This is a genomic window from Micromonospora sp. B9E7 (assembly GCF_039871815.1).
In the GTDB taxonomy this organism is placed as follows: Bacteria; Actinomycetota; Actinomycetes; order Mycobacteriales; family Micromonosporaceae; genus Micromonospora.
The window spans coordinates 92780-107074 of record NZ_JBDPLX010000020.1; the positions used below are offsets into that span (position 1 = coordinate 92780).

The window sequence follows — 14295 nt, forward strand, 5'->3', positions numbered from 1 at the left end:
GACCCGGCGCCACCTGCGGGAGGTGGACGCCGGGACCCGTCCTGATGGCTGGCCCGAGCCTATTGTGCGGCCAGACCGTTGCGCCGGATCACCGAGGCGTACCACTTGGCGCTGGACTTGGGGGTGCGAACCTGGCTGTCGTAGTCGACGTGGATCATGCCGAACCGCTTGGTGTAACCCCAGGCCCACTCGAAATTATCCATCAACGACCAGGCGAAGTATCCCCGCAGGGGCACTCCGTCGTCGATCGCCTCGTGCGCGGCGCGCAGGTGGGCGTCGAAGTAGGCCAGCCGGTCGACGTCGTCGACCTCCCCGTCGACGACCGAGTCGACGAACGCGGAGCCGTTCTCGGTGACGTACAGCGGCAGGTCGGTGTAGCCGTGCACCCGACGCAGGGTCTCGCGCAGGCCCGGGGCGTCGATCTCCCAGCCCATGTCGGTGACCGGGACGCCCCGGGTGACGAACCGGACGTCCTCGCTGCCCGGCCAGCACGAGGGCACCGGGTCGGCCGGGTCGCCCTCGACCGCCGCGGCGACGACGTGCCGGCTGTAGTAGTTGACCCCGACCAGGTCCAGCGGCGTGGAAATGGTCGCCAGGTCGCCGTCGCGCACGTGCTCGAAGTCGGTCACCGTGGCGAGGTCGGCCACCAGGTCCTCCGGGTACGACCCGCGCAGCAGCGGGTCCAGGAAGAACCGGTTGGCCAGCCCGTCGATGCGCCGGGCCGCGTCCACGTCGGCTGGCGCGTCGGTGGCCGGGTCGACCGGATAGAGGTTGACCGTCACGCCCACCTCGGCGGCCGGCCGGGCGGCCCGCAACGCCTGCACGGCCAGGCCGTGACCGAGCATCAGGTGGTGCCCGGCACGAACCGCGTCCGCCCCGTTGGTACGGCCGGGCGCGTGCACGCCGGACCCGTAGCCGAGGAACGCCGAGCACCACGGCTCGTTGAGCGTGGTCCAGTAGCGCACCCGGTCACCGAGCGCGTCGGCCACCAGGGTCGTGTAGTCGGCGAAGCGGGCCGCGGTGTCCCGGGCCGGCCAACCACCGGCGTCCTCCAGCGGCTGCGGCAGGTCCCAGTGGTAGAGGGTCAGCCACGGCTCGATGCCGTTGGCCAGCAGCTCGTCCACCAGTCGCCGGTAGAAGTCGAGGCCCTGCGGGTTGGCCGCGCCGGCACCGCCGGGCTGCACCCGGGACCAGGAGACCGAGAAACGGTACGACTTCAGGCCCAGCTCGGCCATCAACGCGACGTCGTCGCCGAGCCGGTGGTAGTGGTCGCACGCCACGTCGCCGGTGTGCCCGGCGACGACCCGACCCTCGGTGTGGCTGAAGGTGTCCCAGATCGACGGGGTGCGGCCGTCCACGGCCGCCGCCCCCTCGATCTGGTACGCCGCCGTCGCGGCCCCCCAGAGGAATCCGGGTGGAAAGGTCAGCCCGGGGCGCTCGTCGAGGACGTCGACGGCGGGTGGGCTGGCGGGGTTGCTCACGACTTGACGGCACCTTCCATGATCCCGCCGATGATCTGGCGGCCGAACACGAGAAAGACGATTACCAGGGGGATGGTGCCGATCGCCGTGGCGGCGAACACCTGGGAGTAGTCGGTGTAGTAGGCGTACGAGAGGAAGGAGAGCGAGACCTGCAGGGTCGGGTTCTCCGGGGTGAGGATGGCGTACGGCCAGAGGAACGAGTTCCAGGTCTCCATGAAGGTCAGCAGACCGAGGACGCCGGCGGCGGGACGCAGCGCGGGCAGCACGATGCTCCAGTAGATCCGGAACGTGCTCGCCCCGTCGACGCGACCGGCCTCGATCAGCTCGTCGGAGATCGCCTGGCTGGCGTACTGCCGCATCATGAACACGCCGAAGGCGGTGACCAGGAACGGCACGGTGACCGCGTAGAGGGTGTCGTACCACCCCAGGTCCTGCATCATGCCCCAGAGCGGGATGAGCCCCATCTGGGTCGGGATCATCATGGTGACGATGATCGCCAGCAGGAGGGCGTTGCTGCCCTTGAACTTCAGCTTGGCGAAGGCGAACCCGGCCAGCGAACCGGTGAGCACCACCGACAGGGTGACCACCGAGGAGACGATGATCGAGTTCATCATGCCGGTGAGGAAGTTGGCGGCGTCGTTGTCGAGCACCCGCCCGAAGTTGTCACCGAACGCGCCACCCGGAGTCAGCGGCGGCGGCACGTCGTTGATGTTGTCCAGGCTGCGACTGCCGATCACCAGCATGTAGTAGAACGGGTAGATCGACAGCAGCGCCGCCAGGAGGAGCGCCAGGTAGGTCAGCGGGCTGGTGCGCCACAGGCGCTGGGAAGCTGAGATCATCGATCTCTCCTCACTTCGCCGAGCGGCGGACGAGTAGGAAGTTGAACAGCGACACCACGATGATGATCATGAAGATCGCCCAGGCGATCGCGGCTCCGTAGCCGGCGGTGTTCAGGTTCACGATGCCCATCTCGTACATGTACATGGCCAGCGTCTGGAACTCCCGCTGGTTGCCGCCGATGATGTTGCCGTTGCCGAAGAGCAGAGGCTCGGTGAAGAGCTGCATGCCGCCGATCGTGGACAGGATGACCACGAAGATGAAGGTGGGCTTGAGCATGGGCAGGGTGATCTGCCAGAACTGCCGCCACGGACTGGCGCCGTCGATCTCCGCGGCCTCGTAGAGGTCCTTCGGGATCGCCTGCATGCCGGCGAGCAGGATCAGGGTGTTGTACCCGGTCCACCGCCAGTTCACCATGGAGGAGATGGCCGTCCAGGAACTCCACCGGTGCCCATCCCAGTCGACCGGGTCGACACCGACGAAGCTGAGCAGCCAGTTGAACAGGCCGAACTCCCGCTGGAACAACATCCCGAAGACGATCGCGACCGCGGCCACCGACACCACGTTCGGCATGAAGATGGCCATCCGGAAGAAGGTCTTGGCGCGCAGTAGGGTCCGGTTGAGCAGGTTCGCCAGGAAGAGGGCGAGCAACAACTGCGGGATGGTCGACAGGGCGAAGATGCCGAACGTGTTGACCAGCGCGTTCCAGAAGTACTCGTCGGACACCAGCCGGGTGTAGTTGTCGAGGCCGATGAACGTGTGCTCGCCGATCATGTCCCAGTCGTGCAGCGACATCCAGGCGGTGCGCAGCATCGGGTACAGCCCGAATACGCCGAAGATCAGAAAGAACGGGGCGATGTAGAGGTACGGCGAGTACTTGACATCGAGGCGGTTGAGTAGCCTTCCCCGTCGACGTCGGCGAGAGACGTCGGGAGAGGGCGGTGCTGCTGGCGACGGCCGTGCCGTCGTGGCCGACAGGCTCATGCGAATTTCCTTTTCCGGCGAGGCCCGGGGGCCCTCGCGCAGGGCGCTACGCGGAGGGGACCGGCCGGTGGCGTCCGGGAAGCCCCGAACGCCACCGGCAGGGAATCACTCAGAAGGCACCCTGAGTCTTGGCGTCCTTCGTGAACTGCTCCCAGGCCTTGGCCTTGTCGGCCTGCCCGTTCTCGAACGCCCGCAGGGCCGGCTCGAGCGCGTTCTCCTTCACCGCCTGGTGCTTCGGACCCAGGTGGATCGGCTGGATCTTGGCGACGCTCTCCCCGAAGATCTTGCCGGTCGGCGCGTTGCTGAAGTACTCGTTGGTGTAGCCGAGGAAGGCCTCGTTCTTCAGCGCCTCCAGGTTGGTGGGCAGCGGGCCCTTGAGCTTGAAGGCCTCCACCTGGCTCTTGGCGTTGGTCAGGTACTCGGCGAGCTTCGCCGCCTCCTTCGGGTACTTGCTCTGCGCCGGAACCGCGAGCCACGAGCCGCCCCAGTTACCGCCGCCGCCCGGCACGGACGCGACATCCCACTTGCCCTTGTTGGCCGGACCGGAGTTGTCCGACACGATGCCGAGCATCCAGGACGGGCAGAAAGTGGCCGCGAAGGTGCCCTGCTTGAAGCCACCCGACCACTCCGGCGACCAGGTGGACGCCTTGGCGGAGATGTCCGCCATCGAGGTGGCGGTGTCCCAGGCGTTCTTCACCGCGGGGCTGGTGTCCGCGATGATGTTGTCTTCCTTGTCGTAGAACAGGTCACCGTTGCCCTGGAAGAGCACACCGTTGGAGACGGCGGTGATCGAGTCGATGAACGCCTTGCCGCCGCTGCCCTGCTTGTACTTCAGACCGGCGTCGTGGAAGCCCTTCCAGTCCGGCCAGAGCGCCGACACCTGGTCGCGCTCGGTGGGCAGGCCGGCCGCCTGGAACAGGTCCTTGCGGTAGCAGACGGCGAGGCTGCCGACGTCGGTCGGCAGGCCGATCAGCCGGCCGTCCGGCGCCTTGCCCAGCTCCCACTTCCAGGGCAGGTATTCCTTCGAGTGGTCGGCGACCAGCGGGGTGAGGTCGGACCAGTTGCGCGCGTTGGGCTTGAACTCGTTGAGGATGCCCTCTTCCAGGGCGGTGACGTCCGCCGCGCCCTTGCCGGTGGCCAGGTAGCGGACCAGCTTCGGCCGGTACTCACCGAGCTGTGCGGTCTTGCGCAGCTCGACCTTGATGCCGGTGTCCTTCTCGTACTGCTTGACGAGCTCGTCGTAGCCCATCTCGCCGAAGGTGTCGACGACCAGCTTGGCCGGCTTCTCGCCCGCTGCCGGCTTGTCGTCGTCGTTGCCGCAGGCTGCGAGACCGCTGACCGCGGTGATCGCGGCCAGGGCAGCGGCCGCCAGGCGGGTACGCCGCGTGGTGACACTCATTCGCTGACCCCTCTTTCCGGTGGTGAGGCTGATGTGTGTGGTGGGGGGTGCTCATCGCGCCGGGCCGGGGTCCGTGAGTGACACACACCACCTCCGGGAGCGCTCCCATGAGATTGCCGACAGGTAACGAGAGTGTCAATAGGGCGATGGGAGCGTTCCCAGATCGTTACCGCCCGCCTCCCCTGCCCCTCCCGCCCCAGCCCACACCCGCCCTGAGCTGCCCCTTCACCTTTGGTGATCAAGAGATTTCGGTCAGAAATCGCCCTGCCGCCGACGCAAACCTCTTGATCGACAGGGCCACGGCCCGGCGCGCGGGTCAGCAGAAGCGGCGGAGGAGGGTGGTCGCGCGCTCGGGGTCGAAGCGGGACGGGTCGAAGGTGGCACCCGCCCAGTCGCGCAGCAACGCCAGCCGCGGGTCGGCGAGATCGGCCGGTGCGGCCTGGTCCTCCAGGGCGACCAGGAGGGCGCGGTAACCCAGCGGCCCGCCGATCCCCTCCGGCGGGCAGGACCGCTCGCCGGCCAGGCAGACCGGGTACCGCTCGTCGGGGTCGACGGTCAGCGCGTCCTCCACGACCAGGTCGTGCTCCCACCAGTCGCCGAAGTCGTACGTGTAGGAGAACCGGCTGCCCTTGCCGAGCACCGCGTCCAACCGCGCGTCCAGCTCGTCGTGCAGCCCCAACTCGCCGTCCGGGTCGGGCTCGCCGTACTGCACGGCGTCGATCTCGAACGAGTGCAGGTGGCAGTCCCGCCACCCCATCGCGTGCTGCACCACCCGGTGCAGCCGGTCCAGCGTGTAGCCGGCCGGCACGAGCACCCGACGCCACACCGCCGGGCGGACGCTGGCCAGGGACATCTTCAGCTGGAAGATCTGACGCGGCATGCTGTCCTGTCCTCCCGCGGCTTAGGCTGCGAGCATGATCTGCCGCGCGTGCCGGGCCCGGCGACACGACGACTGCCCGGGCCGGAACTGGTGCGACTGTCAGCACCGTACCGCCGAACCGACCCCTCCGGTCACCGGTCCGGCCGGCGAATGACCGTCGGAATTCCGATCCGACGGCTCTGGCCCGAGCCGTCGACACAGCCGCTCGACGACACCGCGTTGACCGCCCTCTACGGTCGCGCCGACCAGCCCCGGTTGCGGGCCAACTTCGTCGCCAGCCTGGACGGTGCGGTCACCGTGGACGGCTACTCCGCCGGGCTCTCCGGCGAGCCGGACAAGCGGGTGTTCGGCCTGCTGCGGATGGTCTGCGACGCCCTGGTGGTCGCCGCCGGCACGCTTCGCCACGAGGGGTACCGGGCGGTCCGCCTCGACGAGCGCCGCCGCGCCTGGCGTCGAGCCAACGGGCTGGCCGAGTACCCGACTCTGGTGGTCGTCTCCGGCTCACTCGACCTGGACCCGGCGCAGGCCGCCTTCGCCGACGCGCCGACCCGTCCGGTCGTGCTCACCCACGCGCACGCCGAGCCGCCGACCGGCCTCACCGACGTCGCCGACCTGCTGCGCTGCGGCACCGATCGGGTCGACCTGGCCGCCGGCCTCGCCGAACTGCACGGGCGCGGGCTGACCCAACTGCTCTGCGAGGGCGGCCCGCACCTGTTCGGCGCGCTCACCGCCGCCGACCTCGTGGACGAGCTGTGCCTGACCGTCTCACCCCTGCTCGCGGGGGCCGGGCCGGGCCGGATCACCGCCGGCGACACCGCGCCGCCCCGGCACCTGCCGCTGCGCCACGTGCTCGCCGCCGAGGACGGCGTCCTCATGCTCCGCCACGCCCGCCCGTGACCTGAGCGGATTCGCCGGCAGCCGGTCGGTAAGAAAATCGCCGCGGAGCGACAAGTACGGGTGTGAGACCACCACCTGGAGGACCGGTGCCGGACGCCCAGCGGACCGCGGCAGACCGACAACGCCTCACCGACCTGTTCCGACGGCACGGCGACGCCATCCACGCGTACGCCAGCGATCGACTGGGCGGGCAGGATGCGCAGGACCTCGTGGCCGAGGTGTTCATCGTGGCGTGGCGGCGGCTCGCGACGATCAGGATCGGCGAGGAGCGACCCTGGCTGTTCGGGGTCGCGCGGCGGCTGGTGATGCAGCATCACCGGCACCGCTCGGACCAGGCCGCGCTGGAGAGCCGCCTGCACTCGATGCCCGAGTCCCGCGAGGTTGCGGACAGCGGTTCCCCGCAGGCGCAACGAGCCGAGGTTCTCGGGGCGTTGGCACACCTCACCGAAGCCGACCGGGAAGTCCTGCTGCTGCGGTACTGGTACGACCTCAGCGCCAAGGAGTCGGCGACGGTGCTGGGGTGCTCGGCGGCGACCTTCGCGGTGCGGTTGCACCGGGCGCGTCGCCGGTTCGAGAAATTCTACGGAGAGCAATCAGCCGAGCCGCAGCCGCTGGTGGGCAGCAGTGTGCCGGCCTACCCGAGGGGGCTGCAGTGAAGAAGGGCAGGACCGAAGAGCTCGTCACGGGTGCGCGACCGGACGCACGTGCCGCCTTCACGACCAGCGCACAGGGAGAGCAACTACTCGCGCGGATCCTCGACACGCCCCGACCGCCGTACCGGCGGTCCCGGAGGAAGGCGGCGACCGTGGCCGCGACGCTCGCTGTCGGCGTGCTGTTCGCCGGCGGGGCGACCGCGGCGATCGGCGGATACCGCGCGCCGGTGGCTCCTCCGGAGGCGCTACCGGCGGACGGCGAAGCCTTCGTCTGCGGCACGGCGGGGATGCGGCGGATGGGCGAGGGGGCAGCCCGGGCGGGAGAGACTCCGGTCGAGGCGTGCCGCCGGATGTGGGACCAGATGTTCGGAGACGTTCCACCCACCCACCTGTACTCGTGCGTGCAGCGGATCGACCCGATCCCCTCACCGGGCGGCAGCGCGCCTGCCGAACCGAGGTGGGGAAAGCTGGTCTACGTCATCGACGGGCAGCAGTTCGAGAACGCGCCGGAGACCTGCGGTGCCGTGAACATGTTCGTCGCTCCGGTCGGCAACTGAGGCCGTCGGAGCCGTCGTGCGGTCGGCACCGGGCCACGCAGTCCACGACAACGTGTTCCCGGTCGGGCACCCAGCGTCAGGAGCGTGACCGCACATCGTGTCGTCCGCCGCGTCGCGTGGCGACCTGTCGTACTCCTCGGGCAGGATGCAGGGCATGCTTCCCGACCGTGCTGCCCGAGCGACCCGAGTCGCCCGATGACCGACGCCGACCTCGACAGCCCGGGCGAGGCCGTCGGGCGGGTGCTGGGCACCGCCGACGCCACCCCGTCGCAGTTCTGGACGGCCGTGGCGCCCGGCAGCTACCTCCAACTCGACGACGTGGTGGTCACCCGGCGGGAGCTGCCCGACCGGGAGCCGGTGACGATCGCCGGGGTGGTCACCCAGGTGCGGGCCCGCCACGAGGGCGCCCAGTTCGACTCGGACGTGTTCGCCATCGCCGACGGCACGCTGCCCGCGCAGGTGCAGGAGGCGGCCGAGGTCACCACCACGCGCGTCGACCCGGAGCTGTACGTTCCGCCGACGCCCGGCGCGGTGGTGCACCGGGCCGAAGGCGACGCCCGGGCGCGCGCGCTGCACTTCGACCGGATGGAGCGGCGCATCCCGATGGGGATGGGCCGGGACGGCGTTCCGGTCTACCTCAACGCCGACTTCCTGGACGGCAGCCGGGGCGCGCACGTCTCCATCTCCGGCATCTCCGGGGTGGCCACCAAGACCAGCTTCGCCACCTTCCTGCTCTACTCGGTGTTCCGCTCCGGGGTGCTGGGTGGCGACGCGGTCAACGCCAAGGCGCTGATCTTCAACGTCAAGGGCGAGGACCTGCTCTTCCTCGACCACCCCAACACCCGACTGGACGAGCCCACCCGCGCCGCGTACGCGAAGCTCGGGTTGAGCGCCGGCGCGTTCCCGGACGTGCGGGTGTACGCCCCGCCCCGGGTGGGTGACGCGGCCGGCACGCCGGATGTGAGCAGCCGACTCACCGGGGTCGACTCGTTCTATTGGACGCTGAGCGAGTTCTGCGCCGACCGGCTGCTGCCGTACGTCTTCGCCGACGCCGACGACGAACGCCAGCAGTACACGATGGTGGTGCACTCGGTGGCCGCGCACCTGGCCCGTTACGCCCAGCCCGCCGACGGCGGGGTGAGCATCGACGGAGTCCGGCTCGGCTCCTACGGCGACCTGGTCGACCACATCGTCGACCAGCTCAACGACGACGAGACGCGCTCCGACTGGGCGGGCAGCGCGGTCGGTCTGGGCACCGTCAACGCGTTCGCCCGGCGGCTGATCGGCAGTAAGAAGGACCTGGCCCGGCTGATCCGCGGCGACCTGGCCACCCGCCGCCCGCACTCGATCAACACCAGCGAGTCCGCGCAGGTCACCGTGGTCGACCTGCACAACCTTCCGGATCGGGCGCAGCGGTTCGTGGTCGGTGTGACGCTGAAGAGCGAGTTCGAGCGCAAGGAGAAGTCCGGCACCGCCAAGCCGCTGCTCTTCGTCGTCCTGGACGAGCTCAACAAGTACGCCCCCCGGGAGGGCTCGTCGCCGATCAAGGAGGTGCTGCTCGACATCGCCGAGCGGGGCCGCTCGCTCGGAGTGATCCTGATCGGCGCCCAGCAGACGGCGAGTGAGGTGGAGCGGCGGATCGTCACCAACTCCGCGATCCGGGTGGTCGGCCGGCTCGACCCGGCCGAGGCGTCCCGCCCGGAGTACGGCTTCCTCCCGCCCGCTCAGCGGCAGCGGGCGCTGCTGGCCAAGCCGGGCACCATGTTCGTCAACCAGCCGGACATCCCGGTGCCACTCTGCCTGGAGTTCCCGTTCCCGGCCTGGGCCACCCGGGTCTCCGAGGCGGGCCGGGCACCATCGGAGACGCTGCGTTCGATCACCCAGTCCGCCGACCCGTTCGCCGTGGTGGGCTCGGGCGGCGGCAGCACCGACGACGACATCCCGTTCTAGGTGGGCCCGGCACAGGTGAGCGCGAGGAGTGAGCTTGCGAGCCCCGCAGTCGCGAACGGAAGGCCAGCACAGCCATGAAGATCCTGCACACCTCCGACTGGCACGTGGGGAAGGTGCTCAAGGGGCAGTCCCGGGCCGAGGAGCACAAGGCCGTGTTGGCCGGGGTGATCGACATCGCCCGCGCCGAGCAGCCGGATCTGGTGATCGTCGCCGGTGACCTCTACGACACCGCCGCGCCCACGTCGGAGGCGACCCGTCTGGTCACCCGGGCGTTGACCGCGCTGCGCCGCACCGGCGCGGACGTGGTGGCGATCGGTGGCAACCACGACAACGGGCCCGCGTTGGACGCGCTGCGCCCGTGGGCTGATGCCGCCGGCATCACGCTGCGCGGTGGGGTGCGGGAGAACCCGGACGAGCACGTGATCGACGGCACCACCGCCGGGGGCGAGCGGTGGCGCCTGGCCGCGCTGCCGTTCCTGTCCCAGCGGTACGCGGTGCGCGCGCTGGAGATGTACGAGCTGACCGCGGCGGAGACCAACCAGACGTACGCCGACCACCTGGGCCGGGTGCTGGGGCGACTGACCGAGGGTTTCACCGAACCGGACCGGGTGCACCTGGTCACCGCGCACCTGACGGTGACCGGCGCGTCCACCGGCGGCGGCGAACGTGACGCGCACACGGTGCTGGGCTACGCCGTTCCGGCCACCGTCTTCCCGGCGACCGCGCACTACGTGGCGTTGGGCCACCTGCACCGGGCGCAGCGGGTCGTCGGCCCCTGCCCGGTGCGCTACAGCGGCAGCCCGCTCGCGGTCGACTTCGGCGAGCAGGAGAACGTCCCGTCGGTGACGCTGGTGGAGGTGACGGCCAGCACCGCCGCCCGGGTGCGGGAGGTGCCGGTGACCGCGGCGAGCGCGCTGCGGACGGTGCGCGGCACCCTGGCCCAGCTCGCCGAGATCGAGGCGCCGGATGCCTGGCTTCGGGTGTTCGTGCGGGAGCAACCCCGCGCCGGCCTGCGCGAGGAGGTGCAGGAGCTGCTCCCCCGGGCGCTGGAGATCCGGATCGATCCGGAGCTGTTGGCAGCGCCGGGCAGCGGTGCCCGCATCGCGCAGCGGTCGGGGCGTTCGCCCCGGGAGTTGTTCGCCGACTATCTGGACAGTCGGGGCCACGCCGACGAGGGCGTCCAGGAACTCTTCGACGAGCTCTTCGAGGAGGTCGATCACTGATGCGTCCGATGCGCTTGGACATGGCCGGCTTCACGGTCTTCCGGGACGACACCACAGTCGACTTCACCGACGCCGACTTCTTCGCTCTGATCGGCCCGACCGGTTCGGGCAAGTCGACGGTGCTGGACGCGATCTGCTTCGCCCTCTACGGCATGGTGCCCCGCTGGGGTGGTGCGCGAGGGCTGGCGAACGCGCTCGCGCCGTCGGCGACCGAGGCCCGGGTGCGGTTGGTCTTCGAGTCCGGTGGGGCCCGTTACGTCGCGACCCGGGTGGTCCGACGAGACGGTCGGGGCAACGTCAAGACCGCGAACGCCGGGTTGCAGTTGATGCCGGCCGGCTTCGACGTCACCAAACTGGACACCGGGTTGAGCCCGGACGACCTCGGTGAGGTGGTGGCGGGCACCCCCGCCGAGATGGAGCAGGCGGTGCTGGACGCGGTGGGGCTGCCGTACGAGCAGTTCACCAGCTGTGTGGTGCTGCCGCAGGGGCAGTTCGCCGATTTCCTGCACGCGAAGCCGGCGGCGCGGCAGCAGATCCTGGTCAACCTGTTGGGCCTGGGCGTCTACGAGGACGTGCAGAAGCGGGCGACGGCGCGCGCCACGCAGGCGGACGCCCGACTCGACGCGGTCGACCAGGTGCTCGCCGGGCTGACCGGCGTGGACGACGAGGCGTTGGCCGACGCCGACGCCCGGGTCGAGCGGATGGCGGGCCTGGCGGCGGCGGTGACGGCAGCGGTGCCGGAGCTGACGGCGGCTCGGGCCGCCGCGCGGGAGGCGGCAGTGGCGTTGACCGCCCTCGACGACGAGCTGAGGGTGCTGACCGGGGTACGCGCGCCGGGCGGGGTGGCCGAGGTGGCACGGGCGGTCACCGCGGCGCGGGCCGAGGCCGAGGCGGCGGCGACCACGGTGTCGTTGGCGGAGGAGCGGGAGGAGAAGCTGCGCGGGGAGCTGGCCGGCACCGGCGACGAGAGCGCGGCGCGGCTGCTCCTGCGGGCGTACGACGATCGGGACCGGTTGTCCGGCGAGGCGGACACGGTCCGCGCGGCGGTGGGCGCGGCGAACGACGAGCACGCCACGGCGGTGGCCGCGCTGGCCGACGCCCGCGCGGCGGCCGAGCGGGCGGACGCCGAGCTGGAGGCGGCCTTCCGGGCGCACGAGGAGGCGAAGGCCACCGATCTGGCGGTCAGCCTGCGGGTGCACCTGCATGCCGGCGCGCCCTGCCCGGTCTGCGAGCAGCCGGTGGCGCAGGTGCCGGCGGTGCCGGCCGACTCGGCGGTGGCGGCCGCGACGGCGGCGGGTAAGGCGGCGCGGGCCGCGACCAAGGCGGCGCAGACGACCGTGCAGCAGCGGGACGCGGCAGCGCGCGACCTGGAGCGGTTGCTGGTGCAGGCGCGGGCCCGGCAGGACCAGTTGGACGCCCGGTTGGCCGAGCTGGACGGGCAGCTCGACGGCGCGGCGGAGCCGGCCGTGTTGCGCCGGGAGTTGGCCGAGCACGCCCGGTTGCGGGGCGCGCTGGAGGAGGCGGCGACCGCGGTTCGCGCCGGTCGTGAGGCCGCGCGCCAGGCCCGGGCCGGGGTGGATGCCGCCGAGGAGCGGCTGCGGGCGGCATGGCGGGCCTTCGACACCTCCCGGGACGGGTTGGCCCGGTTCGGCCCGCCGGCGACCGACCGGGACGACGTGGCCGCCGCCTGGGCCGCGCTGACCGGGTGGGCGACGGCCGAGGCGGACCGCCGCCGCGCCGACCGGGCCGGTCGGGCGTTGGCGGTGACCGAGGCCGAGGCGGTGGCCGAGGCGGTGCAGCGCGACATCGCCGACAGGTTCGCGGCCGCCGACGTGCCGGTCGGTGACGATCCGGTGCACGCCGCGACCGTCGCGGTGGAGCGGGCCGAGGCCGACCGACGACGGCTGCGGGAGCGCCGTGAGCAGGCCGGGACGTTACGTGAGCAGCGGGCCGTGCACGAGCGGGAGGCGCAGGTGGCGCGTGCGCTCGCCGGGCACCTGCGGGCCAACAACTTCGAGCGGTGGTTGCTGGCGGAGGCGTTGGACCTGCTGGTCGACGGCGCGTCGGGGATCCTGCGGGAGCTGTCCTCCGGCCAGTACGAGCTGGTGCACGACAAGGGCGAGTTTCTCGTGGTCGACCACCACGACGCGGGGTTGCGCCGGGGCGTGCGCACCCTGTCCGGCGGTGAGACGTTCCAGGCGTCGTTGGCGTTGGCGTTGGCGCTCTCCGAGCAGCTTGCCGGGATGTCGACAACGGCGGCGAGCTTGGAGTCGATCGTCCTCGACGAGGGCTTCGGCACGCTCGACGCGGCCACCCTGGACACGGTGGCCGCCACCCTGGAGAACCTGGCCGCGCGGGGTGACCGGATGGTCGGCGTGGTCACCCACGTGCCGGCGCTGGCCGAGCGGATTCCGGTCCGCTTCGAGGTGCGTAAGGACGCCCGCTCGTCGCGGATCGAACGGACCGGCCGGTGAGCGAAGCCGCGTTCTTCGTCGACTCGTGGGATCCGGCGTACGGGGCGTCGTTCGAGGCGTCCGCTACCGGGCCGGCCGCGCCGAGCAGCGCGCAGGTCGACGCGGACGCGGAGTTGCCCGCGGTGGACTGGCGGGCGATCGGGGTACGCCCCGGGGTCCGCGCGCCCGACGTGGTGCTGCTGGTCGACGGGGTTCGCCGGATCGACGCGAGCATCTGGACGGCGGAGGCCGACGGCGGTTCGTTTCCGGGGCTGGCCGCCTCGTACGCGGCCGGGGTGGTCCGGTGCGACCTGGGCCGGGGGGCGGCGCAGTTGGCCGGTACCCGGGTTGGTCGGGGTCTGTTCACCGCGAGCCCGTCGGCGCAGGACGTGGTGGCGGGCGCGATCCGCTACCCGGTGCACCGGGTGGGTGGCACCGGTGAGCTGGGGAAGCTGCCGGCGGCGGTGCAGGGTCCGCTGACGGCGCTGGAGGTGGCGGTGTCCGACGCCGCCCGGGTCGACGGTGATCTGCTGGTGGTGGACGGCCCGCTGCGGAGTCGTCGGCAGTTGCCGCGCACGTTGGGCTACATCAAGACCCAGCACAGCCAATATCTGGACGCCCGGCTGACGGCGGTGGTGGTCGGTCTGGCGTCGGGTGAGCGCTCGCCGGTGTTCCGGCTCGGCACCGCCTGGGGTGGCTGGTCGTGGTATTTGCGGCTGCCGGTGGCGATCGGTGCGCCGTGGGCGGGGATCGTCCGGGTGGAGTGTTCGGCCGAGCTGCCGGTGGAGGAGGCGATCGAGCTGGCCGACCTGTCGCTGGTCACCCTGCCGCGCTTCGCCTCCACCCCGTACAAGGATCCGCGCGCCCCACAGAACCTGATCCCGATCGCCGGTCTGGAACGCCGGCTGCGTGCCCTGCTCGGTGACTCCCGGCTGCTGCACCGCGCGCTGACCGCCGCGGCCCGCGCGGCGCGGTAGACGG

General features: G+C 71.3%; 12 protein-coding genes. 7 read left to right on the forward strand and 5 right to left on the reverse strand.

Features of this window, described 5'->3' with window-relative positions; all coding sequences use genetic code 11:
- Positions 1-59: 59 nt before the first annotated feature.
- The 5 genes from ABGB10_RS26330 to ABGB10_RS26350 form a co-directional block, all read right to left on the reverse strand.
- Positions 60-1481: a GH1 family beta-glucosidase gene (locus tag ABGB10_RS26330; RefSeq protein ID WP_347663644.1), complete on the reverse strand. Its 1422-nt coding sequence runs from the start codon at positions 1479-1481 to the stop codon at positions 60-62.
- Positions 1478-2320 (reverse strand): carbohydrate ABC transporter permease, encoded by an 843-nt coding sequence (locus ABGB10_RS26335; RefSeq protein ID WP_347663645.1) that lies wholly within the window; start codon positions 2318-2320, stop codon positions 1478-1480. The genes ABGB10_RS26330 and ABGB10_RS26335 overlap by 4 nt, the downstream gene beginning before the upstream one ends.
- 10 nt (positions 2321-2330) lie before the next feature.
- The gene (locus ABGB10_RS26340) at positions 2331-3302 is read right to left on the reverse strand and encodes a sugar ABC transporter permease (RefSeq protein ID WP_347663646.1); all 972 of its coding nucleotides are present in this window, start codon (positions 3300-3302) and stop codon (positions 2331-2333) included.
- A gap of 109 nt (positions 3303-3411) precedes the next feature.
- On the reverse strand, positions 3412-4701 hold the full coding sequence (locus ABGB10_RS26345; RefSeq protein WP_347663647.1) for an ABC transporter substrate-binding protein: 1290 nt from the start codon (positions 4699-4701) through the stop codon (positions 3412-3414).
- A 316-nt stretch (positions 4702-5017) separates the two neighbouring features.
- Positions 5018-5581 carry a plasmid pRiA4b ORF-3 family protein gene (locus ABGB10_RS26350; protein ID WP_347663648.1) on the reverse strand — a complete coding sequence of 188 codons (564 nt, stop codon included), beginning with the start codon at positions 5579-5581 and terminating at the stop codon, positions 5018-5020.
- 150 nt (positions 5582-5731) lie between these two features.
- On the opposite strand from ABGB10_RS26350, the gene ABGB10_RS26355 reads away from it, so the two are divergent.
- From ABGB10_RS26355 to ABGB10_RS26385, 7 genes are all read left to right on the forward strand, one after another.
- Positions 5732-6478: a pyrimidine reductase family protein gene (locus tag ABGB10_RS26355; RefSeq protein ID WP_347663649.1), complete on the forward strand. Its 747-nt coding sequence runs from the start codon at positions 5732-5734 to the stop codon at positions 6476-6478.
- 86 nt (positions 6479-6564) lie between these two features.
- A complete protein-coding gene (locus ABGB10_RS26360; protein ID WP_347663650.1) occupies positions 6565-7134 on the forward strand; it encodes a sigma-70 family RNA polymerase sigma factor in 570 nt (189 codons plus the stop codon).
- Positions 7131-7688 carry a hypothetical protein gene (locus ABGB10_RS26365; RefSeq protein WP_347663651.1) on the forward strand — a complete coding sequence of 186 codons (558 nt, stop codon included), beginning with the start codon at positions 7131-7133 and terminating at the stop codon, positions 7686-7688. Before ABGB10_RS26360 ends, ABGB10_RS26365 begins: the two co-directional genes overlap by 4 nt.
- 195 nt (positions 7689-7883) lie before the next feature.
- Complete coding sequence (locus ABGB10_RS26370) at positions 7884-9638, forward strand: ATP-binding protein (protein WP_347663652.1); 1755 nt, start codon at positions 7884-7886, stop codon at positions 9636-9638.
- 74 nt (positions 9639-9712) lie between these two features.
- Positions 9713-10861 carry an exonuclease SbcCD subunit D gene (locus ABGB10_RS26375; protein ID WP_347663653.1) on the forward strand — a complete coding sequence of 383 codons (1149 nt, stop codon included), beginning with the start codon at positions 9713-9715 and terminating at the stop codon, positions 10859-10861.
- Entirely contained in the window at positions 10861-13335 is a 2475-nt protein-coding gene (locus ABGB10_RS26380; RefSeq protein WP_347663654.1) for an SMC family ATPase, read from the forward strand. Before ABGB10_RS26375 ends, ABGB10_RS26380 begins: the two co-directional genes overlap by 1 nt.
- Positions 13332-14291, forward strand: a complete 960-nt coding sequence (locus ABGB10_RS26385) for a hypothetical protein (RefSeq protein WP_347663655.1) — start codon at positions 13332-13334, stop codon at positions 14289-14291. The genes ABGB10_RS26380 and ABGB10_RS26385 overlap by 4 nt, the downstream gene beginning before the upstream one ends.
- Positions 14292-14295 lie beyond the last annotated feature (4 nt).